This is a genomic window from Rhodococcus sp. P3_B8 (genome assembly GCF_056402775.1).
Map to the genome: position 1 here is coordinate 1 of NZ_JBFUGT010000056.1, position 26,911 is coordinate 26,911.

The 26,911-nt window shown below is 63.9% G+C and carries 21 protein-coding genes; 10 read left to right on the forward strand and 11 right to left on the reverse strand.

Annotated features, from left to right (window positions below; translation table 11 throughout):
* Window positions 1-230: 230 nt before the first annotated feature.
* From AC1D1G_RS19320 to AC1D1G_RS19330, 3 genes are read left to right on the forward strand one after another with little or no spacing between them, the layout of a single operon-like run.
* Window positions 231-1,016, forward strand: a complete 786-nt coding sequence (locus AC1D1G_RS19320) for a thioesterase family protein (protein WP_477953316.1) — start codon at window positions 231-233, stop codon at window positions 1,014-1,016.
* 57 nt (window positions 1,017-1,073) lie between these two features.
* Entirely contained in the window at window positions 1,074-1,415 is a 342-nt protein-coding gene (locus tag AC1D1G_RS19325) for a transposase (RefSeq protein ID WP_477953276.1), read from the forward strand.
* A 4-nt stretch (window positions 1,416-1,419) separates the two neighbouring features.
* On the forward strand, window positions 1,420-1,806 hold the full coding sequence (locus AC1D1G_RS19330; protein ID WP_477953278.1) for a transposase: 387 nt from the start codon (window positions 1,420-1,422) through the stop codon (window positions 1,804-1,806).
* Between the two features lie 138 nt (window positions 1,807-1,944).
* On the opposite strand, the gene AC1D1G_RS19335 is transcribed toward AC1D1G_RS19330, so the two are convergent.
* The 6 genes from AC1D1G_RS19335 to AC1D1G_RS19360 all read right to left on the reverse strand — a co-directional run bounded on the left by AC1D1G_RS19335 (window position 1,945) and on the right by AC1D1G_RS19360 (window position 10,390).
* The gene (locus tag AC1D1G_RS19335) at window positions 1,945-2,202 is read right to left on the reverse strand and encodes a hypothetical protein (protein ID WP_477953279.1); all 258 of its coding nucleotides are present in this window, start codon (window positions 2,200-2,202) and stop codon (window positions 1,945-1,947) included.
* Window positions 2,203-2,418: 216 nt separating this feature from the next.
* Window positions 2,419-3,381 carry a PDR/VanB family oxidoreductase gene (locus tag AC1D1G_RS19340; RefSeq protein WP_477953281.1) on the reverse strand — a complete coding sequence of 321 codons (963 nt, stop codon included), beginning with the start codon at window positions 3,379-3,381 and terminating at the stop codon, window positions 2,419-2,421.
* A gap of 24 nt (window positions 3,382-3,405) precedes the next feature.
* A complete protein-coding gene (locus AC1D1G_RS19345; RefSeq protein ID WP_164064040.1) occupies window positions 3,406-4,629 on the reverse strand; it encodes a cytochrome P450 in 1,224 nt (407 codons plus the stop codon).
* An 890-nt stretch (window positions 4,630-5,519) separates the two neighbouring features.
* The gene (locus AC1D1G_RS19350; protein WP_477953282.1) at window positions 5,520-6,341 is read right to left on the reverse strand and encodes an IclR family transcriptional regulator; all 822 of its coding nucleotides are present in this window, start codon (window positions 6,339-6,341) and stop codon (window positions 5,520-5,522) included.
* A 601-nt stretch (window positions 6,342-6,942) separates the two neighbouring features.
* Window positions 6,943-8,691, reverse strand: a complete 1,749-nt coding sequence (locus AC1D1G_RS19355) for an AMP-binding protein (protein WP_477953284.1) — start codon at window positions 8,689-8,691, stop codon at window positions 6,943-6,945.
* The gene (locus AC1D1G_RS19360) at window positions 8,684-10,390 is read right to left on the reverse strand and encodes an FAD-dependent monooxygenase (protein WP_477953286.1); all 1,707 of its coding nucleotides are present in this window, start codon (window positions 10,388-10,390) and stop codon (window positions 8,684-8,686) included. The genes AC1D1G_RS19355 and AC1D1G_RS19360 overlap by 8 nt, the downstream gene beginning before the upstream one ends.
* Window positions 10,391-10,703: 313 nt before the next feature.
* On the opposite strand from AC1D1G_RS19360, the gene AC1D1G_RS19365 reads away from it, so the two are divergent.
* Window positions 10,704-12,044 carry an MFS transporter gene (locus tag AC1D1G_RS19365; protein ID WP_164064048.1) on the forward strand — a complete coding sequence of 447 codons (1,341 nt, stop codon included), beginning with the start codon at window positions 10,704-10,706 and terminating at the stop codon, window positions 12,042-12,044.
* A gap of 99 nt (window positions 12,045-12,143) precedes the next feature.
* Here AC1D1G_RS19365 and AC1D1G_RS19370 read toward each other — a convergent pair whose 3' ends face one another.
* Window positions 12,144-13,124 carry an amidohydrolase family protein gene (locus tag AC1D1G_RS19370; RefSeq protein WP_477953287.1) on the reverse strand — a complete coding sequence of 327 codons (981 nt, stop codon included), beginning with the start codon at window positions 13,122-13,124 and terminating at the stop codon, window positions 12,144-12,146.
* 162 nt (window positions 13,125-13,286) lie between these two features.
* Here AC1D1G_RS19370 and AC1D1G_RS19375 point away from each other — a divergent pair, with 162 nt between their 5' ends.
* The 5 genes from AC1D1G_RS19375 (at window position 13,287) to AC1D1G_RS19395 (ending at window position 17,569) form a co-directional block, all read left to right on the forward strand.
* The gene (locus tag AC1D1G_RS19375; protein ID WP_164064052.1) at window positions 13,287-14,006 is read left to right on the forward strand and encodes a FadR/GntR family transcriptional regulator; all 720 of its coding nucleotides are present in this window, start codon (window positions 13,287-13,289) and stop codon (window positions 14,004-14,006) included.
* Window positions 14,007-14,132: 126 nt separating this feature from the next.
* Entirely contained in the window at window positions 14,133-15,209 is a 1,077-nt protein-coding gene (locus AC1D1G_RS19380) for a DODA-type extradiol aromatic ring-opening family dioxygenase (RefSeq protein ID WP_477953289.1), read from the forward strand.
* A complete protein-coding gene (locus AC1D1G_RS19385; protein ID WP_317762913.1) occupies window positions 15,206-16,027 on the forward strand; it encodes an alpha/beta fold hydrolase in 822 nt (273 codons plus the stop codon). Before AC1D1G_RS19380 ends, AC1D1G_RS19385 begins: the two co-directional genes overlap by 4 nt.
* Before the next feature lie 754 nt (window positions 16,028-16,781).
* The gene (locus AC1D1G_RS19390; RefSeq protein ID WP_477953291.1) at window positions 16,782-17,099 is read left to right on the forward strand and encodes a hypothetical protein; all 318 of its coding nucleotides are present in this window, start codon (window positions 16,782-16,784) and stop codon (window positions 17,097-17,099) included.
* A gap of 218 nt (window positions 17,100-17,317) precedes the next feature.
* Window positions 17,318-17,569 (forward strand): hypothetical protein, encoded by a 252-nt coding sequence (locus tag AC1D1G_RS19395; protein WP_477953292.1) that lies wholly within the window; start codon window positions 17,318-17,320, stop codon window positions 17,567-17,569.
* Between the two features lie 533 nt (window positions 17,570-18,102).
* Here the strand turns inward: AC1D1G_RS19395 and AC1D1G_RS19400 are convergent.
* The 4 genes from AC1D1G_RS19400 to AC1D1G_RS19415 form a co-directional block, all read right to left on the reverse strand.
* Window positions 18,103-19,656 carry a sigma-54-dependent Fis family transcriptional regulator gene (locus tag AC1D1G_RS19400; RefSeq protein WP_477953294.1) on the reverse strand — a complete coding sequence of 518 codons (1,554 nt, stop codon included), beginning with the start codon at window positions 19,654-19,656 and terminating at the stop codon, window positions 18,103-18,105.
* A 198-nt stretch (window positions 19,657-19,854) separates the two neighbouring features.
* Window positions 19,855-21,303, reverse strand: a complete 1,449-nt coding sequence (locus tag AC1D1G_RS19405; protein WP_477953295.1) for an aldehyde dehydrogenase — start codon at window positions 21,301-21,303, stop codon at window positions 19,855-19,857.
* Window positions 21,304-21,337: 34 nt separating this feature from the next.
* On the reverse strand, window positions 21,338-22,447 hold the full coding sequence (locus tag AC1D1G_RS19410; RefSeq protein ID WP_477953296.1) for an NDMA-dependent alcohol dehydrogenase: 1,110 nt from the start codon (window positions 22,445-22,447) through the stop codon (window positions 21,338-21,340).
* Between the two features lie 256 nt (window positions 22,448-22,703).
* Window positions 22,704-25,307: an ATP-binding protein gene (locus AC1D1G_RS19415; RefSeq protein ID WP_477953298.1), complete on the reverse strand. Its 2,604-nt coding sequence runs from the start codon at window positions 25,305-25,307 to the stop codon at window positions 22,704-22,706.
* On the opposite strand from AC1D1G_RS19415, the gene AC1D1G_RS19420 reads away from it, so the two are divergent.
* Window positions 25,212-26,888 (forward strand): flavin-containing monooxygenase, encoded by a 1,677-nt coding sequence (locus AC1D1G_RS19420; RefSeq protein ID WP_477953299.1) that lies wholly within the window; start codon window positions 25,212-25,214, stop codon window positions 26,886-26,888. The genes AC1D1G_RS19415 and AC1D1G_RS19420 overlap by 96 nt on opposite strands.
* Window positions 26,889-26,911: the final 23 nt, after the last annotated feature.

A 26,911-nucleotide genomic window follows, 5' to 3' on the forward strand; every position in this document is an offset into this window, starting at 1 on the left:
GCTACACGGTTGACGAAGATCTTCGAGGGCACCAGCGAGATCCAGATGCGGATCATCTCCGACGAACTCCTGGGAAGGGCCTCGTCCTGAATGATGCGCTCGATCATGGAAGGGCAATCAACGTGGTAGAAGGAAGTGTCCGGATTCGGCAACCCTCGAAGAATTCGGCCCACCACGTGGAGCCGTACTTCACTCGGACAGGTTCCGGTTTCGAACCGTTGACGAGCGCCGTGAGTGGGTGGTCGGCCGACATGGTTGTCGGGCCAGCGATATTGGGTCTGCTCGCCCGAGCCGCCGAGGAGAGAAACTCAGATGAGGGTTTCTTCGCTACACGGTTGACCGCAGATCTGTTCCGGCCGGTGCGGATGGCGAGAATCGACACGAACTCCCACGTTGTGCGTTGGGGACACCGGATTCGTGTCGTGGATTCGACTCTCCTGCAAGACGGTGTCGTGGTGGCGCGTGCGTCAGTCGTCTTTTACCGGAAGTCGAATAACGCTGAGGGTGAGCGGTGGGCCAGCCCCGACACGCCGAAACCTCCGCCAGCAGAGACACTCCCCGGGGAACGCATGATCGGAATCTCAGAGCCATCACACGGGTGGATGCCCTGGTCCCGGACGAGCACGGTCTTACACACCGCAACCCGCAAGCGGATCTGGGCCCGGAACTGGGCGGCGGTGGAAGACGAAACGGCGACACCTTTCGTGCGTGCGGCGATGGTGTCTGACCTGACCAACTTGGTGACCAATCTAGGCACCGCCGGAATCGGCTACATCAACGGAGACGTCACACTGACGCTGGCCAGGACGCCCGAAGGCCTGGACCTCGGCCTGGAAGCCGACAGTCACCTCGATTCGAACGGCATCGCGATCGGTGCGGCAACCCTGTTCGACCGGCAGGGTCGCCTAGGAACCTGTCTCGTCACTGCAATTATCCCGGTTGTCACACAATCCAAGGCAATTAACGGGATCGGGCGGGAGAGCCTCGACGGTGAGCTGCCCTGCCTGTCGCCGTAATCGCACCGAAAACTGATCGGGCAATATGGTGGCTGATGCGCGCAAAGAAGCTCGTGCGTGTCACCAGGCGCACCAGGCATACGCCCTCGTCCCGCACGGCGCCCGGCGTCCCGATGGGGGTTCCAGCACGGCACCCTGGCCTGGGAGGCTTCCTATCACCGCAGGGCCGGCATCGAGAGTGTGTTCGCCGACCTGAAGAAGAACCGGCTCGGCGTGCACCGGGGCTACTTCCGGGGCTTCGGAATCCGCCGCTACACACTGCTCGCCGGCTTCACCCTCGCCGCACTGAATATCCTCAATCTGCACGACTGGGCCACCCGGCGCGAGGTTCTCGATTCCTGGGGTCGGTTCCTCGGCGAACCGGAACCCGAACGCCGACCCCGACGGCGGCGTCGATGACCATATGCGGACCGAGCTGGTCACCGATGCGCTCAAGCAAGCGGTCGCGGCTCGCGGCGGAAAATGCGAAGGAACCATTGTGCACTCCGGCCGCGGCGTGCAATACACGGCCAACGCCATGGAATCCACCTGCACCCGGCATGGGTTACATCGTTCGATGGGCCGCACCGGGGTGTGTTGGGACAATGCTGGCGCCGAATCGCTATGGTCCACTTTCAAACACGAACACTACTACCGGCATACTTTTGCCACCAAAGCGGAATTGGTTGCTGCCATAGACCAATGGATGGCCTCCTATAATAGTTATCGTCGACACTCGTCGATCGGGATGCTCAGCCCGGACAACTACGAACGATCTCTGACTGTGTCCGGTTCGGACCAAGCCGCGTAACCAACTGTCCGCTGTTTGGGGGAACCGCAATCCTGGTCGGTGAGATCGAGGAGGGATCCGGCGGCGTGCATGGAGACCGTGGAGATCAGGTGGTCGAACGCGTCGAGATCTTTCCCAAAGCGGGTGATCGATTCAGGTTCAGCGAGGTCGACCAGATGGGTGGTGTTCCGCCCCGGGTGCATGGGCGGCGACCACGTCGAGGGCGTGTGGTGATCGTCCTGCGACGGCGATGTCGGCTCCCTGGCTGGCGGCAATGGCGAGGGCTCGCCGAGTCTGCTCGGCGCGTGCATACAGCGCGTCCTCGACGCGCTGCCGAGGAGCTGCCGAGAAGAAATGCACTCGGCTTTGCCGGAAGACGTCGGCCACTTCCGCGACCGGCTTCTTCCCGTCTCGCATGCCAGCGAGATCGGATGGGCGCTGAAGAAGCTCGGATTCGTCATCCTCGACGCACCCCTACACGACGATATCGAACGGCGCGTGCAATTTTGCAACAAGTCTGACCCTCAACATTCGTGGAACTCTTGCGCAGTCCGAACGTGAACTGGACCCGGCAAATTCAGCGCACGCCATGCGATATCTCACAGCGGACCGCTGCTCTCCGTGACTGCTGCGCTAGAGGTCAAGCACGAGTCTGCCAGAATTGCAGCGCGAAACGCAGATCAACATGCTGGATCCAGAGCCTCGTTCTTCCGCAGACAGCACACTATCGCGGTGGTCGACCTCGCCCTCCAGAACGGTTGTTTCGCAGGTTCCGCAGACGCCCTCCTCGCATGAGGTGATGACTGAGATGCCGTGTTCTTCGGCGACCTCGACGATGGACCTACCGGGTGGGACAACGGCCGTCGTGCCCGACTGTTCGAACACTACCTCGAAACCTGGTCCGTCGGCCCCTGCGGCATTCGATGGATCGGCGGCGAATCGCTCGACTACCAACGATCCCGCCGGCCATTCGACAGCCCTCTGCTGCACCGCGTCCAACAAGGGACTTGGTCCGCAGCAATAGATTTGTGTTCCTGGACGAACGGTACCCAGAGCGGAGTCCAAGTCGATGCGTCCGTTCTCGGATTCCGTGTAGACCGTCACATTCCCCGAACCATGCTGCTGCACTCGGTCGACGAACGCCATCGACTCGGAGCACCGACCGCCGTAGTGCAGCTCCCATGTGTGTCCGGACTTCTCGGTCGCCGCGATCATGGGCAAGATCGGCGTGATACCGATTCCTCCCGCAATGAAGATGAAGTCTGACCCGCTACGCAGCTCGAAGTGGTTGCGCGGACCCAAGCTCGCGACAGTGCTGCCCACGGTGAGGTGCTCGTGCACATATTTCGACCCACCACGGCCTTCCGCTTCCCGCAACACTGCTATGCGCCAGGTCCACTCGTCGGAAGGGTCGCCGCACAGTGAATACTGCCGCGTGAGTTGGTCGCCGAGGACCAGATCGATATGTGCGCCGGGTGTCCAACTCGGTAATCTGCCTCCGGTCGGCGCCCTCAGCGCGAGCTCCACGATCCCGTCCGCAACGTCCCTTCGCTCGGTAACCGTTAGCAGAAGTTCCGTTTTCATGTCTTCAATCACTCTCATCACCATTCTTGTATTCGACTACCAGAGCGCCTGCGCAGAAACGAAGCCTCGGAAGAGCGGACTCGCCTTTCGGACGATGTCGTCTCCCGCCCGCAGCGTCGGGTGATCCCGTGCGATCAGTTCGGTTACAACGTCGGCTTCCAGCCGAGCAAGGTTGGATCCGAGACAACCATGGACTCCATGCCCGAAAGTGAGATGGGGATTGGTTGCTCTGGTGAGGTCGAATCTGCCAGCGTCGACGAACTTGCGCGGATCCCTATTCGCTGCCGCCACCGAAAGCGCCACTGCAGTGCCAGCGGGGATCGTTACACCCTGCACCTCGACATCTGTGTTGACAATTCGCGTGCTGAACTGCAAGGGGGGTTCCCAGCGCAAAGTTTCTTCGATCGCAGTTTTTCTAAATGCCGGGTCATGCGCTGCCCTTTCCTTTGCCGATTCGTCCGACAGCACGAGTTGGAGGAGATTCACCAATAACCCAGTCGTTGTCTCATGGCCAGCTGAAGTAAGAAGCATTGCCATGGCGACGATTTCATCGGTTGTCAGCCTGTCGCCAGCGTCCTCCGCTCCGATCATCCGGGATATCAGGTCGTCGCCCATGTTGCGGCGACGACGTTCGACCAACTCGAACAAGAAAGCCCGCATCTCGTCCGCCTGACGAAAGGCGGCCGACAATGCCTCTTTCGGTTGGTTGGGCTCGGTCACAAATGCCAGTGAATCCGACCACTCGCGGTACCTGTCACGATCCTCGACCCCGATTCCCACAATCTCAGCGATCACTTGAAGAGGCAGTGGACCTGCGAACGAGGTGACGAAGTCAAACTCCTTTGCGCCCCGGCTCTGTTCGAGCAGTTCCCGGGCGGCGCGGCCAACATATTCGCGCATGCCCGCTACATACTTTGGGGTGAACGCATAGCTGACCAATCGGCGCAACCGAGTGTGGTCTGGCCGATCCAGCAGGAGAATCTGTTGCAAGAATGTCTGGGTCACTCGATCCTGAGCCGGTTCATTGAGAACCGTCCCGCCCCCTCTGGCACCGAACGTCCTACTGGAATACACATCTGGGTTCCGGTAGGCCGCGAACACGTCATCGTAACGAGTGATGATCCATCGCTTCAGACGCTCGCTCCAGAACACCGGCTGTTCTTCTCGTATCCGATCATAAAATTCGTAGGATCCAGCCGGCGTACCGAATCCACTGAGGTCGAAGGTATCGGGCGATTGCACTGAATCGAGCGGGGACATGGTCGTCCTTTCCCTAGGTGAGGGTCAGATGAGGGAGGCATGAGTGTCGGGGATTCCCGGCGACGATAGAGCGAGGTCTTAATCGGGCGGGTGAGGGGCTCGAGAATGGCCCCGGTCAAGGGGCGTGTGCAGAAGCGGCGGCAACCGAGATCCGCTCCGTGGTGGGGGGAGGGTCACGCCGGTGTTTGCCCAGTGACAAATGTGGCCACGCAGTGGAGGCAGCGTCGAGCATACGGTCGACGAGCGTTAGTGCTTGCGCTAGAGGCCAATTCCCGTCACGCTGTGCCAGGCATTCGTCCATTTGGAGATTCTCGGACCGTGCTGCAGTGCGCCGGACGTTGAGGAACTTCATTGTCTCCCCTTTCGTGATGAAGATTTGGCCTCGTCGCAGCTGGGTTCCGGCCAATCACGGGCCGCGGGCTGAGTCGTTGTTGGGCCGTAGTCATGCGAGGTGTGGTGCATCAGGTTTCGGGCCGTGGCTGTGATGTACACCATCTATTGCCGCTACGGCGGTTCCCAGAGTCTTTCTCACCAGACGAGAGATGAGTTTGGGCGGGCGTGCCCGAACACCGGAGATCTCAGCCCGGCGGGTGAGACAGCTCGGCGCTGATGCGCGAGCCGCGGATAAAGGTGCACATCGATGTTCTAGCGGACAAGTGGCGGTCCGCCGTGCGTCAAGTCAGCAGGCACGTCGACCGCGCAGTCCCGAGGCACCGGCCACGCTGGCTGTCGTCGCCGCAGTTGCGGATCCCGTCGAACCTCTTCGGTTGTAACGGCCGCGGGACCCGGGCGATGCATTCCGTGTGGATCGTGGGTCGGCGTACTTTTGCTTTCCTCGGCTAGGAATTGATCCCTTGGCCTCCTCGGCGAGGAGGCATTTGCGCGTTCGGCTACGAGATCTGGCGACGCCTGGGCTCGCTCAGGCGCGCCACTGATCCGCCGACTGCCACCGACCTTGGGGCGGCGCCTAGGGCGCGCGTAATGCTACGTGAGGTGGCCAGCAAGGCTGGGACCACCGCCGTAATCTGCGACTCTTCTCGGTGCTGGATGACGGTGATTGCGGCGATGACGTCTCCGTTGGGGCCGCGGACGGGTGCCGAGATACCAGTGGCGTTGTCTCGCACGCCGCCGTGATCCACCGCGTACCCGCGATGCCGCACGTCTGCGAGGCGGCGGCGTAGCTCCTCGGGATCGGTCACGGTGTGCGATGTGAGCGCTTCCAGTGGCGGCGTCAGCGCCTGGCCCAGGAGTTCGGGAGCGGCGTGGGCGAGTAGGACGTGTCCGGATGAGCAGGCATGTGCCGGCAGCCGGCCGGCGGTCGGTACGTCGCTGATCACCTTCGAGCCGGGAGCGGATTGCCGCCTGATGTGTAGAACCTCGACCCCCTCGAGCACGGCCATGAAGGTGTGCTCGCGGAGGGAGGCGTAGAGGTCGTCGACGAAGGGGGCAGCGATATCGATCAGGCGTGTGGCTTCCGACGTGCGGGATGCCATCTCCCACAATCGAAGGCCGATTTGGACACGGTGGTCCACCGTACGAGTGAGTAGTCCATGGCTGATCAGTTCGTTCACCAACCGGTAGGCCGTCGGCGAGGGCAGTCCCGTTCGGCGGGCGATCTCGGCCACGGCCAGCCGCGGATGGTCGGGATCGAACACGTCGAGGATACGGATCGCGCGAGCGAGCATATTGTCGCGGGGAATCTCGATGTTCATCGCTCAATCTCCCTTTCCCAGATCCTCACCAATCGGGAAGTCGACTTTAGACAAGCTCTGATAGGGAAGAGCGGCGGACTGGACCGCTTCGTTCTCAATCGACCCAAGGCGATCAACTCCCTCGATCTGCGACAGCACTGCAAATCGCGGCGGCACCGGTGGCGTGGTCGGCGACGACGGCGTGCGCGCGAGGCGCCTCATTGGTCACGGTGATCTTGGACTGTGCACCGACGGCGACGTCGTATATCTACCACGACGCCGGGAGGGCGGCACCGGTCGCGAGAGTGAGCGGCTGGGCCGTTCGGTCAACTCCCGCACGTACATGCGGGCCCAGCAGGGCAATTCCAACCCCAACACCACCGTGCAGCTCAAGCCGTCTCCTCAGTTCCGTGGCACCTGCCCGCACCCTCCGGTGGTGGCAGGATCAGTGGAACACCCTGTGATCCGATGTTATCGAATCGGTGCTCGGAGCACCACGACCAGCCTGACGCCACCAGCCCGACCTCGAGGACCCCGACAAGGTGGATGAACTGACACCCGGTCGGAGGAATACACGTACAGCTACCGACCAGCCCGAAGAGCCTAAACCACCAATCCAGGATCACCCATCCACGGATGGAGGCGATGATCTCGAGAAGAAGTCCTCGTATCGGTGTTCTCCGGACGGTCGCACTTCCGCCGCCTCTTCGCGCTGACGGAGTTCGACCCGGCGGATCTTGCCCGAGATGGTTTTGGGTAGGTCATAGAATTCCAGTCGTCGCACTCTGAAGTAGGGCGGCAGACGGTCGCGGGCGAACGCGAGGATCGACTCGGCGGTGGCGGCGTCAGGCTCGTGTCCAGCAACGAGTGCGACATAGGCCTTGGGCACAGCGAGGCGCACCTGGTCCGGGGCCGGCACGACTGCGGCTTCGGCCACGGCTGGATGCTCGAGCAGCGCCGATTCCAACTCGAAGGGTGAGACCTTGTAGTCGGAGGCCTTGAAGACGTCGTCGGTTCGGCCTACGTAGGTGATCGCTCCGCTCTCGTCGCGGTAGACGACGTCGCCGGTGTGGAAGAACCCACCACTCATTGCGCGGGCGGTTCGCTCCTGGTCACCGCGGTAGCCGGTCATCAATGATGGTGCGCCGCAGGTGAGGTCGAGACATAGTTCGCCCTCGCCGGCGCCCGTGATCTTGTCCCCGGTGGTCGGATTTACCAGGCAGACCGGGACACCGGGCAGTGGGCGGCCCATCGACCCAGGAACTACCGGCTGGCCGGGCGGGTTGGCCACAGCAGCGGTCATTTCGGTCTGGCCGAAGCCGTCCCGGATGGTTAGTCCCCAGCCCTTCTCGACTTGGCTGACGACCTCGGGGTTGAGTGGCTCACCGGCGCTGACCGCCTCCCGAAGCGTGCCCGCGCCGCCGCTCAGGTCGGCGTTGATGAGCATCCGCCACACCGTTGGAGGTGCGCACAGGCTGGATACTTGCTCGCGACGGAGCAACTCGAGTAGAGCCGACGGGTCGAAGCGCGAGTAGTTGTAGACCAGGATCGTGGCCCCCGCGAGCCACGGGGCGAAGAAGCTCGACCAGGCGTGTTTCGCCCAGCCCGGGCTGGAGATGTTGAGATGGACGTCGCCGGGACGCAGACCCAGCCAGTACATCGTGGAGAGGTGACCCACGGGGTAGGAGAAGTGGGTGTGTTCGACCAGCTTCGGACGGCTGGTGGTGCCACTGGTGAAGTAGAGCAGGAGGGGGTCCGTTGTCCGGTTGCCCGGATGACGGAGCGGCGCGGTGGACATCTCTTCTCGACCGTAGGGCTGCCATCCTGGCGGCAACTGGCACTCGTCGTGCACCACGGCCAGCCGCAGGTAATCGCCTGGGACGTCGTCGAACTTCGCAGTATCGGTGCCGTTGCAGACCACTGCGCGGGCGCGGCCGCGAGCGAGCCGGTCGACGAGATCGGCGGTGCCGACCGCGGTCGTGGTCGGCATGATGACGGCACCCAGCTTGATGGCTGCGAGCATCGTCTCCCAGAGCTCGATTTGGTTGCCGAGCATCACGACGACGCTGTCGCCACGGCCGACACCCAGGCCTGCCAGTCGGTTCGCGACCTGATCGGACCGTTCGCGTAGCTGCGCGAACGAGTACGAGGCCCGGCTGCCGTCGGATTCGACAACTACCAGGGCAGGGCGGTCCGCATGTTGGCTGTCCGCGGCGATCGGGTCGAACCAGTCGTGCGCGAAGTTGAAGGTCTCCCCGACCTTCGGCCAGGTAAACGATGCGATTGCCTCCGCGTAGGAGGTACGAAGTCTCTGGAGTTGGTCGCGGGCGGCGAGCAGTTCCGGGTGCGGTGGGCGAATTCTGTCAGACACCGGCAGACTCCTGGTCGGTAGCCGGGCGGTCTGCCGTCTGCGGCGCGGGCGAGCCACCGTGATGGTGGCCGCCGACGACCTTGTCGGCGAGTGCACGGGCATCAGCGGGAGTCTGGTCGGATCTCCAGGCCACGTGCAGGTCCGGCCTGAGCAGGATCAGGTCCGCACCGTRGACCTTCCGCAGGTGCGGCTCGGAGAAACTGTGTACCTCGAGGGGCGCTCCGGTCGCCGCGAATGCCGCTTCCAATTCGCTGGTGTCCACCGAAGTACCTGCGAGCCGGATCAGGTTGTAGCCACGACCGAGGTGATCGTGCAGCGCCGAGCCGTCGGCCAACCACAGATGCGGGAGCCGGTAACCGGCGTCGGCGTTGGGTGAGTACTCGTAGGAGTAGCCGTCTTGCAGGTCATCGGCGGTGCTGTAGTCGACGATGGGCGAGTCGAGGTAGCGATAGCCGAGCTCGATGCCGACCATCTCATGGCCTTTTTTCTGGTGTACCGCGGCGAGCTCGGCGACACGAGACCGGATCCGCGCTCCTTCCTCGGAGTCTTCGGCGACCTTGTCGGTAGATGCCTTTCTCCACTCGGCGGTTCCCAACGATGCGTACTCGGACGCGCGAATATTGCGCTGGCCCACCTGGCGTCGGTCGTTCTCGTAGGAATCGAGCAACCCCGGTCCGCCCCAGCCCTCGATGGTGCCGGCCAGTTTCCACGCAAGGTCTGTGGCGTCTCCGATGCCGGTGTTCATACCGAGACCGCCTTGTGGGATCACAAGGTGGGCGGCGTCTCCGGCCAGCAGGACTCTGCGGTCGCGATAGCGGTCGGCGACCAGAAGATGCAGTTTCCAGGACGTCACCGCGAGAATGTCGACGTCGACCGGAACGCCGATCCGTTCCTGGATGACCGGGACGAAGTCGGTCCCCTCGGGAAGGCCGGTGTGGAACGTGAAGTGCTGCTGGTCTCCCTGGACGACCATGGCCGTCCCGATGATGCGAGCATCTGTGTCCGCGAAGTAGAAGTGGCGTGCCTTCCCTGCGCGAGGAACCTTCTGAATGAGCTCGTCGCTGCGGAAGAACACCTGCCGCAAGGTCGCGATATCGCCCTTCCCGGCGAGCTTGATTCCCAGAGCTTTGCGCACGGAACTCGCGCCGCCGTCGCAGCCCACCATGTAGTCGGCGCGCACGCTCTCTTGCGATCCGTCCGGATTGATCAGCTGCGCGACCACGCCCCGATCATCCTGCTCGAAGCTCGCGAGCTGCGTGCTGTACCGGACCTGCACCATGGGTTCCGCCTCGGCGACGTCCTTGAGGAGGGGCTCGAGCGCGTACTGAGAAACCAACTGCTGCGACTCGAGCGGCAGGGTGCCGTCCTGGCATTCCCGTGCCATGGCTGCGGCCTCGCACGGTGCCGGGTAGGGCAAGTGCAGTATCGGCTCATCGGTGAGTCGCGTTGTCACGTAGACATCCATCGGCACGTCGGCGGGAAGCCCTACGCCGCGAACTCGGTCTGCGATGCCGAGTCGACGGAAGATCTCCATCGTGCGTGCGTTGGAACGCTCCATCTTCGGCAGGTGAGCCGGCAGCGGTTTCTGTTCCACCAACAAGGTAGGGATCCCACGTTTGCCGAGATCGATTGCCAGGGTCAATCCGACCGGTCCCGCACCGATCACGAGTACCCGAGGGCTGGGGGAAGGGAAGTTCAACGATCTCACACTCCTGTAGACGGGGGCACCCCGACACCGCGGTCGCCCGGTGCGCACAGTGGCGCGCCTCACACGCACAATAGACAAACATTCGGTAAGAATTCAAGCCCCAAGRACGCAACCCGGGCGCTTTACTGCGTAATCCGTGGTCTACGCCGCAAGTGAATGGAAAAACCTCTTGAAACATGCATACATGATCTCTTAGATTCAGTGGGTCGCGCCGCGACATCGGACGCCCCGAGAACAGGCCGCGCATCTCAGCATCAGGCTCGCGGGCTCGCGACGGCGTCCGCCTGGTTCACACGGAGGTCCCATGTCCGACACAGCAACGAAGCGTGTGAGAGCCGAGCAGCGTCAATTACGACGTGTGGTCGCTGCGAGCCTGATTGGCACCACGATCGAGTTCTACGACTTCTTCATCTACGGCACGGCGGCGGCGCTGGTGTTCGGTAGCGTCTTTTTCCCCGCGCTCGGATCGTCAGCCGGTACAGTCGCCGCCTTCGCCACATTCAGTGTCGCGTTCTTCGCCAGACCACTGGGGTCGGTCATCTTCGGGCACCTGGGTGACCGGATCGGGCGCAAGACATCGCTGACTATCACCCTCGTCGTCATGGGGGCCGCCACGTTTGCGATCGGCTTGCTCCCCAGTGCTGCCATGATCGGGGTGGCCGCGCCGATCATCTTGGTGGCGTTGCGGTTCTTGCAGGGCATCGCGGTCGGCGGCGAGTTCGCCGGCGCAGCGCTGCTGGTGACGGAGTACGCACCGCCCAAACGCCGCGGGCTCTATGGATCGACGCCACAGGTCGGCGCAGGCCTAGGGTCGGTCCTCGCTGTCGCCACATTCCTGGTCACGGGCCTCGCCATGAGCAGCGATTCCTTCGAAACGTGGGGTTGGCGAATTCCGTTCCTGCTCAGCGGCATCCTGGTTGTCGTAGGGCTCTACATCCGACTCAAGATTGAAGAGACGCCGATCTTCACCGAGGCGATTGCCCGCAATGGACGCGTCGACGTTCCGCTCAAGGACCTCATCAAGTATCAGTGGCGCGAGGTTCTCCTCGGAGCAGGGGCGATCTTGATGTGGTCCTCGGTCTTCTACATCAGTGCCGTGTTCCTGGTCAATTACGGGACCACCGAATTGGGGTTGTCCCGTACGACCATGTTGATGGTGAACCTGGGCTCCTCCGGTGTCTTTACCGTAGCTGTAGTCATCCCCTCGCTGCTGTCCGATCGCATCGGGCGCAAGCGGATGGTGCTCATCGGCAACGCCATCGCGATTCCCTGGGCACTGGTGCTGTTCCCGATCCTGAACATCGGCACCGCAGGCGTGGTACTCGTAGCGGCGATGATCTCGATGCTGATAGTTTCGATCGCCAACGGTCCCACAGCGTCGCTTCTGCCCGAATTGTTCGCGACCAGGTATCGGACGACCGGTGTCGGCGTCGCCTACAATCTGGGCTCCGTTCTGGCGGGCGCTGTCCCGCCCATTCTCGGGTCGAGCCTGATGGCAGCGTATGGCAGCTACGCGATCAGCGTCATGCTCGCCGTGTACGCCATCGTGGCCACCCTCTGTGCTCTCGCCTTGCGTGAGACACGTGGGATCGCGATGAACGACCCGGAGACGAAGCCGGCCGACCTGTCGGCTGAGTCCGTCTGACGACGGTCTCCAATTGACGTGGGCTGGCGCCGATCTCCCGAAGTGGGGATCGGCGCCAGTCCGTCTCGAGTGTCGTGGTCGCCAGAGCTGTTCGGCGCGTCAGCAATCGGTGATGAATTGCGCCGGGTTGTGCCGCATCACCACATCCCGAACGGAAACATCGAAGGCGTCGAGCACCGCACCGGGCGGCGTTTCCCGAGCAACGAAGGGATAGTCGGTACCCAGCAGGACATGGTTCCTCCCGAACCTCTTCATGGCCAGCTCGAGGCTGGCAGCATCGTAGGTGAGCGAGTCGCACCAGAGCTGGCGGGCGCGGTCACTTGGTCGAGGATCCTGCGAGCCCGCGAGCTCGGCGCCCTTGTCCAGCCGCGGCAGCACGGCCGGCAGCGAGCCGCCGCCGTGCGCCAAGCAGATGTGGGCACCGCCCCGACGGTGCGGCCCGGTGATTAACGCTGCTCCGGCAGTGGCAGTTTCCGCGGGCATACCCATTCCGAACGCCATCCCGAGTTCGACGTGCCGCGGGTCCAGCGCCCGATCCACCGGGTGAATCAGGATGAACGCACCGCGGTCCGCGGCGGCGTCGAAGAAGTCCTCGAACTCGGGCGCGGACAGCTCGAGATCGCCCACGCGGGTGCCGATCTCGACACCGAGCAGCCCGAGTTCGTCGATACAGCGAACAAGTTCGTCGACAGCTGCCGACGGGTCTTGCAGAGGCACCGAGCCCAGCGCCCGAAAACGGACCGGTGCGCACGCCACCATCTGCGCGAAATAGTCGTTCTGCGCCTGCGCCAGTACCACGGCGCCGGCCACAGGCTGATCATGGCTCAAGGTGACCGGAATCGGTGAAAGGACCTGGACGTCGATGCCGTCGGCGTCCATATCAGCCAGGCGCCGGTCGACCGACCAGCACCGGTCGTCGAGAACCCGGTACGGGCTCCCGCCGATCAGCATCTGAGCGGTGTGCTCCGCCGTGTGCACGATCGAGGGCCACTCCCCGTCGTACCGCGCGAGATCAGGCAGTCGATCCGGGATCGCGTGCGTATGGACATCGACAACACCGCACGTACTCAGTTGGGACACGAATCCTCCTCGGGGATCTTCACAGCCCCCCGAGCGTATTGATCATGGATGCATGTTTCAAGAAGATTGTGGTGCGGGTTCGCGCCCGGCGGACGCGCTGCCGCAATGGCGTGCGCCGATCCGCATACAGTGAGGGCTCGGATTACCCAGGAAGGGGGCCTGATGGCCACGGAGGAGCAGTCACAGGGATCACGCGCCCAGCAGGTCGCGTTCTCGATCGAGAATCAACTACTGATCGATCGAACGCCGGTGGGCACCCCGCTGGGACGGCGGACCGACCTCATGGAGCAGTACCGCATGAGCCCGACGGTGGCGAACGAGGTGCTCCGCATTCTTCGGGATCGTGGTCTCGTCGTCGTCAAACCCGGGCCCGGTGGTGGAGTCTTCGTGGCCAGCCAGCCGCCCCAGGTCCGTCTCGGCGCCCTCGATCTGTGGTTCACCGGAACGGGTACCGATCCTCTCGCACTGTTCGAAGCCAGGACGCATCTCGAGGAGATCCTCACCCGGGTAGCCCTCGACCGGGCCACACCGTCGGATATTCGGGACATGGAGTGGGCGGTCGAGGAGCTGCGGAACGCCTCCGATGCCCGGGGCTTCCTCGAGGCAACACTGCGCCTTCACATGGCGATCGCACGGGCCTCCCGCATCACGGTGCTCGCCGGAATGTACGAGGCCATCGCAACGCTGATCTCCGGCAGCCTCACCCGGGCCGAGCTGCTACCGGGTCACGAAGATCAGTTGCAGCACAACATCGAGGTTCATTCGGACATTGTGAGCGCACTCCGCGACCGTGACCGGGCGCACCTCGACAAGCTGCTCCTGCTCCACCAAGAAGACCTGGTGCGCGTCGAGGACCCATCACGCTCACCCGTCGAAGGCTAGTGGGCCGGTTCCCTCGTCGTCGTTTTCGCCGAGCGCAAGAATCCTCTTGAATTATGTATGCATGATTCGCTACCGTAGTCCGTACCCGGCACCGGCACCGGCACCGGATAACGGAGGAGTTTTGTGATGGCAGAGTTCCTGGGGCTCGGATTGACGCACTACCCGCTGTTGGCAGGCACGGACGACCACATGGCCGGCCTCCTGCGGTGGACGCTGACCGACCCGGACATCCCCGCCGAACTGAAGGATCCCGCCAACTGGCCCGAGCTGATGCGCCGGGAGTGGAGCGACGACGGAGGCACCGCCGCAGCGGCAGGGCATCGTGCGGAACTACGCGACTCGCTGGCGCGGTGCCGGAAGGCGCTCGATGAGTTCCAGCCCGACTATCTGGTCGTGTGGGGCGATGACCAGTACGAGAACTTCCGCGAAGAAGTGGTTCCGCCTTTCTGCATACTCGCCTACGACGACCTCGAGGTCGAACCGTTCGAGCTGATGAACAGTCGCGGGAGCAAGAACGCGTGGGGTCGTCCCGACGACATGAAGTTCACCTTGAAAGGCGACGCCCGCGTCGCGCGAGACCTCGCCGAGGCCCTGATCAACGACAGCTTCGATATCGCATATTCGTACCAGAAACGGAAGAACGCGCCGTTCCCTCACGCAATTGCGAACACCCAATTGTTCCTCGACTACGAGAACGCGGGTACCGAATTTCCCTATCCGATCGTGCCCATCACGGTGAACTGCTACGGGCAGCACGCGATCGCCAGGCAGGGCGGGCTGGCGCGGTTCGCCGACATCAAGGACGAGAGCCTCGACCCGGTCGGACCGAGCCCAAAGCGGTGCTTCGAACTCGGTGCCGCGGTCGCACGCAGCCTCGGCGGCTCGGACAAGAAAATCGCGCTCATCGCCTCATCGAGTTGGTCTCACGCCTTCCTCGTCGACCGGCTATGGCATCTCTATCCGGACACGGCAGCAGACGAGAGGCTGTACGACGCCTTGGTCCGTGGCGACGTGGAGACGTGGAGAGCAGTCACCAGCGCCGAGGTCGTCGACTCCGGTCAGCACGAGATGCTCAATTGGTTCTGCCTACTCGGCGCGATGACCGAACTCGGCATGCCCCTGAGCTGGTCCAACTTCGGCAAGACCGACGTCTTCAATTCCAACAAATGCTTTGCCGTATTCGAGAAGAAAGAGCAGAAGTGACTACCACCAGCGAGATCTCAACCGAATCGCGAATCGATGCCGGCGGCATCGACACCCTGTACCACGAAGCGGGCACCGGATCACCGGTAGTGCTGCTCCACGGGTCGGGCCCCGGGGTATCGGCGTGGGCCAACTGGCAGCACACCATTCCGGCATTGAGCCACGAATTTCGTGTCCTGGCACCCGATATCGTCGGTTACGGCGCCACATCGCGTCCCGAGCACATTCGGTACTCCCTACAGACTTGGACCGACCACGTCGTGGCCTTCCTCGATGCGGCCGGCATAGAGAAGACCGCGATCATCGGCAACTCGCTGGGAGGCCGGATCGCACTGGCGATCGCCGAACAACACCCCGACCGCGTCTCCCGGATGGTCCTGATGGGTTCCCCAGGGGTGGGCATGCAAGTCACCGACGGACTCAAAGCGCTGCGCAGCTATGAGCCCTCGCTCGAGAACATGCGCCGTCTGTTGCTCGACTACTTCGCTGTGGACCCGGCAATCATCACCGACGAGCTGGTCCAGATCCGCTACGAGGCGAGCGCCGAGACCTTCGAGGCGTACCGGGCGATGTTCTTCGACCCGAAGCACGCCGGCAACGAACTCGGCATCACCGCCGAGCAGGCCTCGCGTATCACGGTGCCGAGCCTGCTCGTGCACGGTCGCGAGGACAAGGTGGTACCGCTCGACGTCGCGCAGCAGATGGTCCGTGTGCTGCCCAACGCTGACCTCCATGTCTTCGCCCACTGCGGCCATTGGACCCAGATTGAGCGGGCCGCGGACTTCAACGAGATTGTCGCGCAGTTCCTGAGAGGCTGACAGCGATCGGTTCCTGCGAACGTCCTCGGTCCTGTTCTGTGTGGGCGCCGAGGGCCATCTGCAGAAACTGGGACGAAGACTCGCGCTCATCGCAGCGGGCCGATGGTCAGGCATCGGCCCGCTGCGCGGGAGGGGGAAGGCAGTGGTCGACCCATCGGAACGCCACAGACCGGCGAACGGCGCTGGCGGAGTGGTGGACTGGCAGTGACGGTCGCGTCCCTTCGCGTGCTACCGGTCCGTGTTTCCCGTGAGGCTGAAACCGACTCGACGGCCCCTGCGAGTCGGTGCACAGTTACGCGCACCGCAGTGCACACGTCGGCAGCACGGCTCGAAAACGGCTTCACCCCAGCTGATCTCTGACACGAAACGGTATCCCGGGGGGCGATCCTGCCGGTGTACGACCCGCTGATCGAACTCCCAGCCGTTGCGTCATGTGCTGGTGCGGCACGAGCAGGGCCCGACCTTCGCACTTTTGGTGATGCCGATCCCGAATTCCTGTCCGCGGCGGGCCGGACACGCGATGCGGTAGACCAGCAGCTGGTCAGTCGGTTGGCCGAGCACCGCCAGGTCTCCCGGCCGGTTCGGTGGCCTAGATAACGTTGCGCAGCAGCCGTCCCGGACTGCCCGGGCCGTTGTCCGACGAGATTGGCGCTGGTGTGCCGCAACCGTACCGGTCGGCGCGGCTTGTCGTACGTTGCGGGCGGACCGGAAGGGGAAAGCGACCCGCGCCGAACGCACCGCCCCGTACGTGCGGGTGACCACCAACACGATGTACATCGACATCGAATCCGGAGAACCGGTCGAGGAGGCCGACATCGGCTGGGACACCTTCGACGATCCGGACATCGGACCGGAGGAAGGATTGCGGCAAGCGAACTGGGTGGAGGAGCGCGACGTGTATGTGCCGCAGTTCTACTTCCTCGACGTGCTGCGTGCCAAGGAGGCCGGCCTGGTCCCGGTCAACGGCGGCCGCTACCAGTTCAACCGGGGCGATCCAATTCGCCGGGTTCAACCCGGCCAACCCGTTGCCGGAGGACGAGGAAGCGCGCGAGGCCGCACTCTTGGAGGCTGAGGATACCAAGCGGGTGCAGCGTCGCCGGGTACGGGAGCTGAACAAGTTGGTGGAGTCCGCTACCGACGTGCGATGCGAGTTCATCCGCGGATGCTGTCGGCGACCAAGCCCCCGAAGAACGCGGCCACGTGGACGGCGATGATGCGTGCGCTCGCACCGCACCAGTTGTCGGAGTTCCACTCGTCCGATCTGCTGCCGGAGCTGATGGATGCGAAGACATGGGCGACGTACGAGGCGAAGAAGAAGATCGCGCCGCCGCGACGGCGGCCAGCGAGTCCCGCGCCTGGATGCTCATGTTCGCGCTCACCGTCGCGGCGATGGAGTCACGGATGGCGAAGGACGCATGGCGGTCGCGGCCGCAGTACGTGAGCAAGTACCTGGCGATGCACACCGAGAACGGGCACACCCTGACCAACGTGGAGAAGGTGATCAGCGGCGAGCTGCGGCCCGAGGACATCGACATCGCCTAGCTGAGAATGCGCCCCCGGAAGGACGGAGTTCCGCTGCGCGACCGGAGAGCATGGAGGGTATTCGGGCATCGAGCCCGAACACCCTCTGCGCACAGCGGTGTGCGCGCACGAGGTGCTGTGCGGCCCGACGTCTACCGGGCCAACACCAAGGCTCAGCCTCCGCGAATCGCAAGGAACGAGCTTGGCCGGGCTCGTGGACGGATCGTCGGCCAGCGGGCCGCCCGCGGTTCGCTCTAGGGGACCAAGAGTGCGTGGGTTACCGTGAATCTTGCGAGATGAGGGGCGCTTGGGGTCGAGGACAGGGCCCGGAGATGGCGCGACAGCAGATGGTTCGACGTGGTCGTCATCGTCTCGACCGTTGCAGCCGGAACCGTGGTGGGCCGGCTTGCTGAACGACTACGAGGCCGGTGAGCCTGGTGCCGACCGCGCGTACTCCTACGTGTCCGAACCCGCGCCGTACCCGGTGCGGATAGGGTGCTGCCGGAAACTGCAAGGGTGGGCACTGTGATCTCCTCGGGTACGAATGTTGCCGCCTATCGAGTGGTCGCGGTGACGATTCCGTATGAGCGGATGACTCGGTACAGGGTGGTGCGACTGATTCCCAACTGTTGGGCGGCAGCTTTCTTGTTTCCGCCGAAGTCTCTGAGCGCCTTCACGACTGCATCGCGTTCGGCCTGCTCGAGCGCCGTCAGGGGCCGGGTCAATCGGCCACGGTATTGCTCCGGCAGGTCGCCGACGGTGATATCTCCCGCGCTACGCGAGTTGCTTATCGTTTTCACGGCAGTCTGCAGTTCGCGTAAGTTCCCCGCCCATTGTTGTCCCGCAAGGGCTTCGAGTGCTGCCGGTGTGAAACGTACATGCGTCGCAGTCCCGAGGTCGTCGAGCATCTTCTTCACCAGTGCGGGAATGTCGGCGCGGCGATGACGCAGGGGCGCGAGCTCGACTCTCTCCGAGCAGTGTGCGACGAGTGCGGCGTGCTCCGGGAACAGCTCGTCGACCGGCGCGCTGGTGACCACGACCCTAGTTCGCGTCGACCGTAGATGTTCGGCCATCCGCCTGGCGAGGGACGACGGAAGAAGATCGATGGCTTCGACGACGACGCATCGGGCTCCGTCGAGCTGACGGCGGAGCTGCTCGGCCCATTCTCGCTCACCCAGCTCCGAGACCTGTGCAGCGTCGAACCAGATGGCCTGCTCGTCCGCCACCGCGCGGGCGGCTGTCGTGCGGCCGGAGCCCGGCTCACCGGTGACGAGGACCGATCCGATCGGCGCGCCCGGGCCCGGCGACAGCATGATCGAACGGTTGAGGGGTTCCCCGCCGAAGGTGAAGAGGGCAGCTCCGCTTCCCGGTATCCGGAGTACCGATGCCGACACCCGCCCCGTCGACAAGTGGACGTCACGGGTCACCTGCCGGTCGATCGGTGAGTCAATCGCCAATGCACGCAGGTGGGCGTGATCGGCCGCTTCGAGGAACTGAACCGCGGCGGTGTTCGCGAGAAAGATGTCGTCGCCGATGGCGATGACCGGGCGGGTGCGGGCACGTGCGGTCGCATCCTGGAAGCTGCGGAAGACTCTCTGTTCGGCCTGGCGGGATTCTTCGAGCAGCCGCTCGCCGATCTGACGCGCCGAACGAGTCACGAAAGGCGCGAGCAGTGGGCTGTCGTCTTCGCTCAGACAGGTGATGTCGAGGACACCCTCGATCCGGCGAGTCACCGGATTGAGCACGGGCTGGCCGTAACAGCTGAATCTCTTGAGGGCCTCGATGTAGTGCTCCTCGCCGCGAACCGCCAGGCCCCGCCGCAATTCGAATGCGGTGGCGATCGAATTCGTACCTGTGGTCTCCTCGAGGAACCGGCGGCCCTCCACCGCCCCGGCCTGTTCGAGTCTCGGTTGCAACCGTCGTTCGCCGTAGCGGAGATCGATCAGGCGTGCGTTGCGGTCCGCGAGCATGACGGCGAAGCCGGTTCCGTCCAGTTCACCGGCCATTTCGTCGAGCACTGGTGTGGCGGCGACCATCAGCCGGCTGCGCCGGTCGACTTCCTCGATCACGGCATCGTCGACGGACGCTCCCGGATACAGTCCGCTCATCGCCACTCGTTGCCAGGACTGGGCGATGAGTGGTCGTGACGAAGTGTCGAGTTCTGTCATGGTTAGTCGCGACGTCCTTCCACACCTTGTCACGCACTTCCGAGTCTACGTTTGACTCCCTGTTTCCCCTACGCCCCGGCGGATCGAGACGACCGGTCGCGCACCCGTCCGATCCTGATCCGCCGGGACGGTACTGCGTCATCCCAAGTACACGGATTTCAGTTCCTGGTAGTTGGTCAGTGCCTCGGGACCGAGTTCGCGGCCGAGGCCACTGGCTTTGACTCCACCGAACGGGGCGGTGGGTTCCGGGAGGTAGCTGTTGATACCGATGGTGCCGGTCTGGACCCGTGTGGCGATCGCGAGTCCACGCTCGGGATCGCTGGTCCACACGGTTCCGCCGAGGCCGTAGTCCGAGTCATTCGCGATGCGGATGGCCTCGTCGTCGTCACCGTAGGCGATCACCGACAGCACCGGGCCAAAGATTTCTTCTTGGGCGATGGTGTGCTTGTTGTCGACGTCGGCAAAGATGGTGGGTTCGACGAACCAGCCCCTGTCCTGGTCGGCGGGCCGCCCGCCGCCCGTCGTGATACGGGCACCGTCACCGCGGCCCTTGGCGATATACCGCTCGACACGCTCACGTTGGGCGGCAGTGGCCATGGGACCGATCTGGGTGGTGTCGTTGAGCGCATCACCGACCTTCAGGGCGCCGGCGAGATCGGTGAACAGGTCCACGAATTCGGTATAGCGGGCGCGGGGGGCGAGGACCCTGGTTCCGAGGAAACAGGTCTGCCCGTTATTGAGAAGTGTTGCGGTGAAGAGTGTTTCGGCCACCTCCTGCAAGTCCAGACTGGCGTCGTCGAGAATGATCGCGGCGGACTTGCCGCCCAGCTCGAGGGTCACCGGACGCAGCAGCCTGCCACAGACTTCACCGATCGCCCGACCGGCGGCGGTCGACCCGGTGAAGCTGATCTTGTCGACGTCCGGGTGTGCGACCAAGTAGGCGCCGACCTCGCGTCCCCCGGGGACGATATTGACCACTCCGGCCGGAATCCCGGCGTCGGCAACGGCGTCGGCGAAAATGTAACTGTCGAGGACGGTTTCCGGTGACGGCTTGATCACCAGCGTGCAGCCGGCAGCGAGTGCGGGGGCGTATTTGAACGCCGCGAGGGTTTGCGGGAAGTTCCACGGCGCGATTGCCCCGACCACGCCGATCGGTTCTCGTCGCACGAGTGTGTTGCCGCCCAACAGACCGGGGCGGGTCTCCTCGAAGGCCGTGTCGCGGGCCAGCCCGGCGTAGTAGCGGAGCAGGATCACGGGGAATGTGCCTTCGAGCTGGCGGGCCACGGCGACGGGCATCCCATTCTGGGCACTGATCCGCTGCACCATGTCTTCGGCGCGCCGCTCGAGCGCGTCGGCGAGGCGTTCCATCGCGGTCGCACGGTCGGCCGGGGACCAGTGCGCCCACCCGGTCGGATCGTCGAATGCGCGCCGAGCGGCGGCGACGGCGGCGTCGACATCGGCCTCCTGGGCCTCGGGTACCGAGCCGATCACCTCCTCGGTACTGGCCGAGATGGCGGTGATCCGCTGACTCGAGGTGGGCGGAACCCAGTCGCCGCCGATGAAGAGAGAGTCGTAGTGCATGTCCATGAGTAACAGTCCTCGGGAATCGTCGACAAATAAGTCAGAAGGTGATGACGCCGCGTAGATTGCGGCCCTCGCGCATGTCTTGGTAACCGGTGTTGATTTCGTCGAGTTTGTAGGAGCGGGTGGCCAGTTCGTCGAGCTTGAGCTGGCCGCTGCGGTACAGGCCGAGCAGCTTGGGGATGTGCAAACGCGGGTTCGCGGTACCGAATAGCGACCCGACGACACGCTTTTCCATCAGCACCAGGTCCAGCGCACTCATCGACACGGTCGTTTCCGTCGCACGGTGCAGGTTGGTCACCACCACGGTGCCCCGTTTCGCCGTCATCGCGAGGCTGGCCCCGATCTGCTCGCCGTCACCGACGCCCGTGGTGTTGACCACCACGTTCGCCCCGCGACCGTAGGTGAGATCCGTGACGAGGGCCTGCGCCTCCTCACTGGTGGCCACTGCATGGGTGGCACCGAACTCGAGGGCCTTGGTCCGCTTGAACTCCACGGGATCTACCGCCACCACATATTGTGATCCGCTCAATGCCGCGCCCTGGACCGCGTTGATTCCGATGCCGCCGACCCCGACGACCACGGAGGTGTCACCCGGCTGGACACCGCCCGCGAACACCGCCGATCCCCAACCGGTCACCACGCTGCAGCCGAGCAGGCACGCCTTGTCCAGGGCAATGTCGTCGTCGATCTTGATGCAGCTGGCCTCGTTCACCACGGTGTGCTGGGCGAATGTCCCCAGAAGACAAATCAGCCCCAGGTCCTGGCCACGGGCGTGGTGCCGGGCCGTGTGGTCGGAAATCTGGGTTCCGTCACCGAGGTACTGGCCCAGTTCACAGAGGTTCTGCATGCCGGCCGAACACGCGGCGCAGCGCCCGCACGCGGGGATGAAGCCGAAGATGACCCGATCGCCCGGCGCCAGCCCCTCGACTCCGGGGCCGACGTCGACGACCGTGCCGGCACCTTCGTGTCCACCGATCATCGGCAGCGGCCAGGGCAAGTCGCCGGTCAGCACATGCTCGTCCGAGTGGCACAGGCCGCTGCCGCCCATCTCGACGAGCACCTCACCGCGCTTGGGCGGGTCCAGATCGATCTCCTCGACGGTCCACTCGCCCCCGCGCTCCCACAAGATCGCTGCCTGAGTCTTCACCTGATCTCCTCTCATGTAATGGACGTCACACTCGTCCGTAGGCACGAGCATCGCAGCTGACCGAGGGTGCTGCGTGTTCCATTTCTGGACACACCACACCCTCTTCGGGGTCCGCGCTCGCATGTTCTTTCCGGGACGGTGAGGTGCGATTCATTGTGCTGTGACAGGTTGATCGGCCCAGCCACATCCAGTGGCGTTGCAGATTTGCCAACGCGCGTACCGCCATTCCAGCTGTTCGGGGCGCATCAGATGAGCGTCATCTCTTCTGGGATGCGACCCATGAGGCGATTTGTGTGCGTGATGTGAAGTCGAGTTTGGTGAGGATGCGTTCGACGTGGCCGTCGATGGTGCGTGGAGACAGCACCAGGGATTCGGCAATGGCACGGTTGCTCAATCCTTCTGCCACTAGGTTCGCGATCTCACTTTCTCGCTTCGTCAGGAGTGATCTTGCGGGTGCACTGGGGCTTTCGGACCGACCGTCCCTGCCGAGGGCTAGCGCGACGGCCGCATCGAGTGTCATCGTCGCGTTCCGCCGGGCCACGGCCGCGACTTCCTTTTCTCCGAGGGCCTCTACCGCGGTCTGCGCCGAGTAGATCGAATCCTGCTGAAGGTGCGGGCCGAACGCCTCGACGTCGGTACCCAGCCCCGCCCAGACTGCGGCCGCGGCACCCGAGAGGGCGGCGGCGGTATGAAAATCCGCCGCCGAGGTGGCGATCCAGGACAGTAGTTCGATTGTCAGCGCGGTGCAGATGCTGTCCTTGAAATCCCCTCCGAGCCGAAGCGCTTGGAGAGCGGCGTGTTTCGCCGCTTCTGGCTCACCGCGGTGCCAGTGACACAGACCTCTTATCCACAGGGCGTAGGAGCGATTCCATTGTTCTCCGAGGCGCTCGCTCATCTCGATCGCCTGTTGGCAGGTCTGCAGCGCTTGATCGAGCTGCGAATTGTAGACCTGGGCGATGGCGAGCTGGAACAGCGCGGTCAGTACCGAAGCCGTGTCGTCGAAGTCGGTGTGGATGACGATGGATGTCTCATAGCGCGTGATGGCGGCGGCAATGTCCCCGGTAGTGAAGTCGTGCAGTCCCCGCCATTGAGTAGCGTGTGCCAAGAGTTTGAGGTCACTGAGGGCTGTGGCGATGGTGTCACACTCGATCAGTTTCAGGGCGGCGTCGTCACGGTCGCCCTGCATGAGGGCAATCCAGGCACTCACCCACAGCGCTTGCCCACRTTGACTTTTCGACAATTCCTTCGCATCGATGAGTTGGTCCAGCCAGCGGCGCCCCTCGCTGAGATCGACGCCGACGACCCAATGGTACCGGAGCAGGGAGGCCAGCTCGGCCGCTGTCCCCACCTCGCCGTCGGTATTGGCGGACCACTCGAGGGCGGAGAGCAGATTTGCGTGGTCGTCGTTCATTTCCGCAACGGAGTCAGCTTGGCCGGGACCACACCAGCGTTCGACCATCTCGGCGGCCTTGCGGAGGTAGTGGTCCCGGTGGCGCCGTTTGACTGTTTGGGTCTCGCCGGAGGATGCGAGTACTTCCGCGCCGTATTCCCGGATGGTCATCAGTTGCCGGTATCGCACCCGCTCACCGGTCCGTTCGGTGAGGACGATGGATTTCGCCACCAGTCGATCGAGGAGATCGATGATCGATTCGGCAATCAGGGGCGCAAATGCACATATTTGTTCCACGGCGTCGAGATCGAAACTGCCGGGAAAAATCGACAGCCTGGCCCACAGCAGTTGCTCATGTTCGGTGCAGAGATCAAAGCTCCAGTCGATCAGGGCACGCAGGGTTTGTTGCCGGGGCATGGCGACACGGTCGCCACCGGTCAGCAAGCTGAACCGCTTGTCGAGACGCTCGACGATCTGGGTGACCGACAGCGATCTCAACCGGGTCGCCGCGAGTTCGATGGCCAGTGGGATCCCGTCGAGACGTTTGCACAGCTGCACCACCGCCCCGACGTTCTCGGCGGCGACCTCGAAGTCGGGAAGGACGAGGCGGGCGCGGTCGACGAGGAGGCTGACCGCCTCGTAGTGCACAACTGCCTGGACGGTGTGTGATTGCCGCGTAGACGGGGTGGTCAGCGGGGGTATGACACAGATGCCTTCCCCGTGGATCCCGAGGGGCTCGCGACTGGTGGCCAGGATGCGAAGACCAGGAGAGGAGCTCAGGAGCGTTTCGACCACCCTCGCGCAGGCCTCGAGGAGGTGCTCGCAGTTGTCGAGGACGATCAGCACCTGTCGGTCGCGTAGATAACTGACAAGTTTGTCCACCGGATCGCGGTTCGATTGGTCGGGTAGAACGAGCGCGGAGACGATGACTTGGGCCAGCCTCGAGGCGTCCCCGAGACTGGCCAGCTCCACGATCCAAACCCCATCCCGGAGCCCGCGGCGTGAGCGCTCGGCGACCTCGAGCGCGACGCGGGTCTTTCCTACTCCACCGGGTCCGGTCAGGGTGACCAGGCGTGTTTCCGTCAGCCGGCGTTTGACGTCGGTGAGCTCCCGCCGCCGTCCGACGAAACTGGTGAGGGCGGCGCGGGGGCCCGGGGAATCGGGGGCTTCGGCGGATGGGTCATCGGTAACTCGCACCTGCCCACCCCATACCGGCAGAGCTGTGACTGTCAACACAGGTATGCCTTGGGGTGATTTCCCCCACTCGGAAAGGGTGCCGGCGGCGCCATGCTGGATTCCACCAGCACCGACGCCGCACAGGCGGAAATGCCCCCTCTCACGCCCTGCACGTGGACCTTCTCGAGAAAGATCATCATGACTGACACCTCCCCTGACGAACGACCCGCCGCTCCGACGGATTTCGACGCGATTGTGGTCGGGGCTGGCTTCGCCGGCCTTTACGCCCTGCACAAGCTTCGGGATCAGATGGGATTGCGAGTCCGGGTGTTCGAAGCCGGTGACGGGGTCGGCGGGACCTGGTACTGGAACCGGTACCCCGGCGCCCGCTGCGACATCGAGAGCCTGCATTACTCGTACTCGTTCTCGCCTGACCTGCAACAGGACTGGGAGTGGTCGGAAAAGTACGCCAGCCAGCCGGAAATTCTGGCCTACCTCAGCCACGTCGCCGACCGTTTTCAGCTGCGCGAGGATATCGTCTTCGGAACCCGGGTCACCTCGGCGGTTTGGGATGAGGAAGACGCCCACTGGCAGGTGGGCACCCAGGACGGTGCCTCGGTGACCGCCCGATATTTGATCTCCGCTGCCGGGAATCTGTCGGTTCCCAAGAAGCCGGAGTTCGACGGTATCGACACCTTTGCCGGCGAGGTCTATCTCACCGGTAAGTGGCCACACGAGGGCGTAGATTTCACCGGCAAGAACGTAGCGATCATCGGCACCGGCTCGAGCGGTGTCCAGGCCATCACCGAAATCGCCAAGCAAGCAAGTCATCTGACCGTCTTCCAGCGCACCCCGAACTACGCCACCCCATTGCAGAACGAACCTTCCGATCCGAATCGAGTCGCCGCGATCAAGGCGAACTATCCGAGCGTGCGCGAGGCCTCCCGCAACACCCGTGTGGGTATTCCCTACGACAAGGTGCTGCCGTCTGCGCTGGCGGTGACACCCGAGGAGCGGCGACGCGTGTTCGACGAGTGCTGGGACGAGGGTGGCTTCCGGTTCTTCCTGGGTTCGTTCGAGGACATTCTCGTCGACAAGGCCGCGAACGACACCATCGCCGAGTACGTGCGCGAGCGGATTCGCCAGCGCGTCAGCGATCCCGTCATCGCCGAGAAGCTGACGCCCACCGACTACCCGTACGGCACCAAACGCCCACCGTACGAGACAAAGTACTACGAGACCTTTAACCGCAACAACGTCACACTGGTCGATGTCTCGGGTGCGCCGATCACCACGATCACCGAGACCGGGGTGCGCACTACCGACGCCGAATACGACGCCGACGTCATCGTCCTGGCCACCGGCTTCGACGCCATGACCGGACCCCTACTCGAAATGGGCATCGTCGGACGCGGCGGACGGACGTTGGCTGACAAGTGGGCCGACGGACCCCACACCTTCCTCGGGCTGTCCGTCCACGGGTTCCCGAACCTGTTCCTCGTCACCGGCCCGCAGAGCCCCTCGGTGCTCTACAACATGCCCCTCGCCATCGAGGACCACGTCGACTTCCTCGCCGACGCCATCGAGCACCTGCAGCAGGGCGGTCTCGACACGATCGAACCGACGCCCCAGGCGGAAAACGGCTGGGTGGCGCAGACGAACGAAATCGCCCAGCACACCCTGCTTCCCGAGACCGACTCCTGGTGGATGGGCGCCAACATCCCCGGCAAACCCAGGGTGTGCATGGTCTACCTCGGCGGGGCGGCGGTCTACCGCGGAATCTGCGCCGACGTCGTCGCGAACAACTACGAAGGCTTCACCCTCTCAGCAGAGGGCTCGGCCGCACGCGAACGGGCCTCCGCGCACATCAGCTGACCACACGCCCGAAACCACTGGGC

Excerpts from the sequence above, each read along its gene's own strand:
- AC1D1G_RS19330 (WP_477953278.1), top strand. The coding sequence starts at position 1,420 with ATGCGGACCGAGCTGGTCACCGATGCGCTCAAGCAAGCGGTCGCGGCT.
- AC1D1G_RS19335 (WP_477953279.1), bottom strand. The coding sequence starts at position 2,202 with ATGCGAGACGGGAAGAAGCCGGTCGCGGAAGTGGCCGACGTCTTCCGG.
- AC1D1G_RS19345 (WP_164064040.1), bottom strand. The coding sequence starts at position 4,629 with ATGTCCCCGCTCGATTCAGTGCAATCGCCCGATACCTTCGACCTCAGT.
- AC1D1G_RS19350 (WP_477953282.1), bottom strand. The coding sequence starts at position 6,341 with ATGAACATCGAGATTCCCCGCGACAATATGCTCGCTCGCGCGATCCGT.
- AC1D1G_RS19365 (WP_164064048.1), top strand. The coding sequence starts at position 10,704 with ATGTCCGACACAGCAACGAAGCGTGTGAGAGCCGAGCAGCGTCAATTA.
- AC1D1G_RS19375 (WP_164064052.1), top strand. The coding sequence starts at position 13,287 with ATGGCCACGGAGGAGCAGTCACAGGGATCACGCGCCCAGCAGGTCGCG.
- AC1D1G_RS19380 (WP_477953289.1), top strand. The coding sequence starts at position 14,133 with ATGGCAGAGTTCCTGGGGCTCGGATTGACGCACTACCCGCTGTTGGCA.
- AC1D1G_RS19395 (WP_477953292.1), top strand. The coding sequence starts at position 17,318 with ATGGGCGACGTACGAGGCGAAGAAGAAGATCGCGCCGCCGCGACGGCG.
- AC1D1G_RS19400 (WP_477953294.1), bottom strand. The coding sequence starts at position 19,656 with ATGAGCGGACTGTATCCGGGAGCGTCCGTCGACGATGCCGTGATCGAG.
- AC1D1G_RS19405 (WP_477953295.1), bottom strand. The coding sequence starts at position 21,303 with ATGGACATGCACTACGACTCTCTCTTCATCGGCGGCGACTGGGTTCCG.
- AC1D1G_RS19420 (WP_477953299.1), top strand. The coding sequence starts at position 25,212 with ATGACTGACACCTCCCCTGACGAACGACCCGCCGCTCCGACGGATTTC.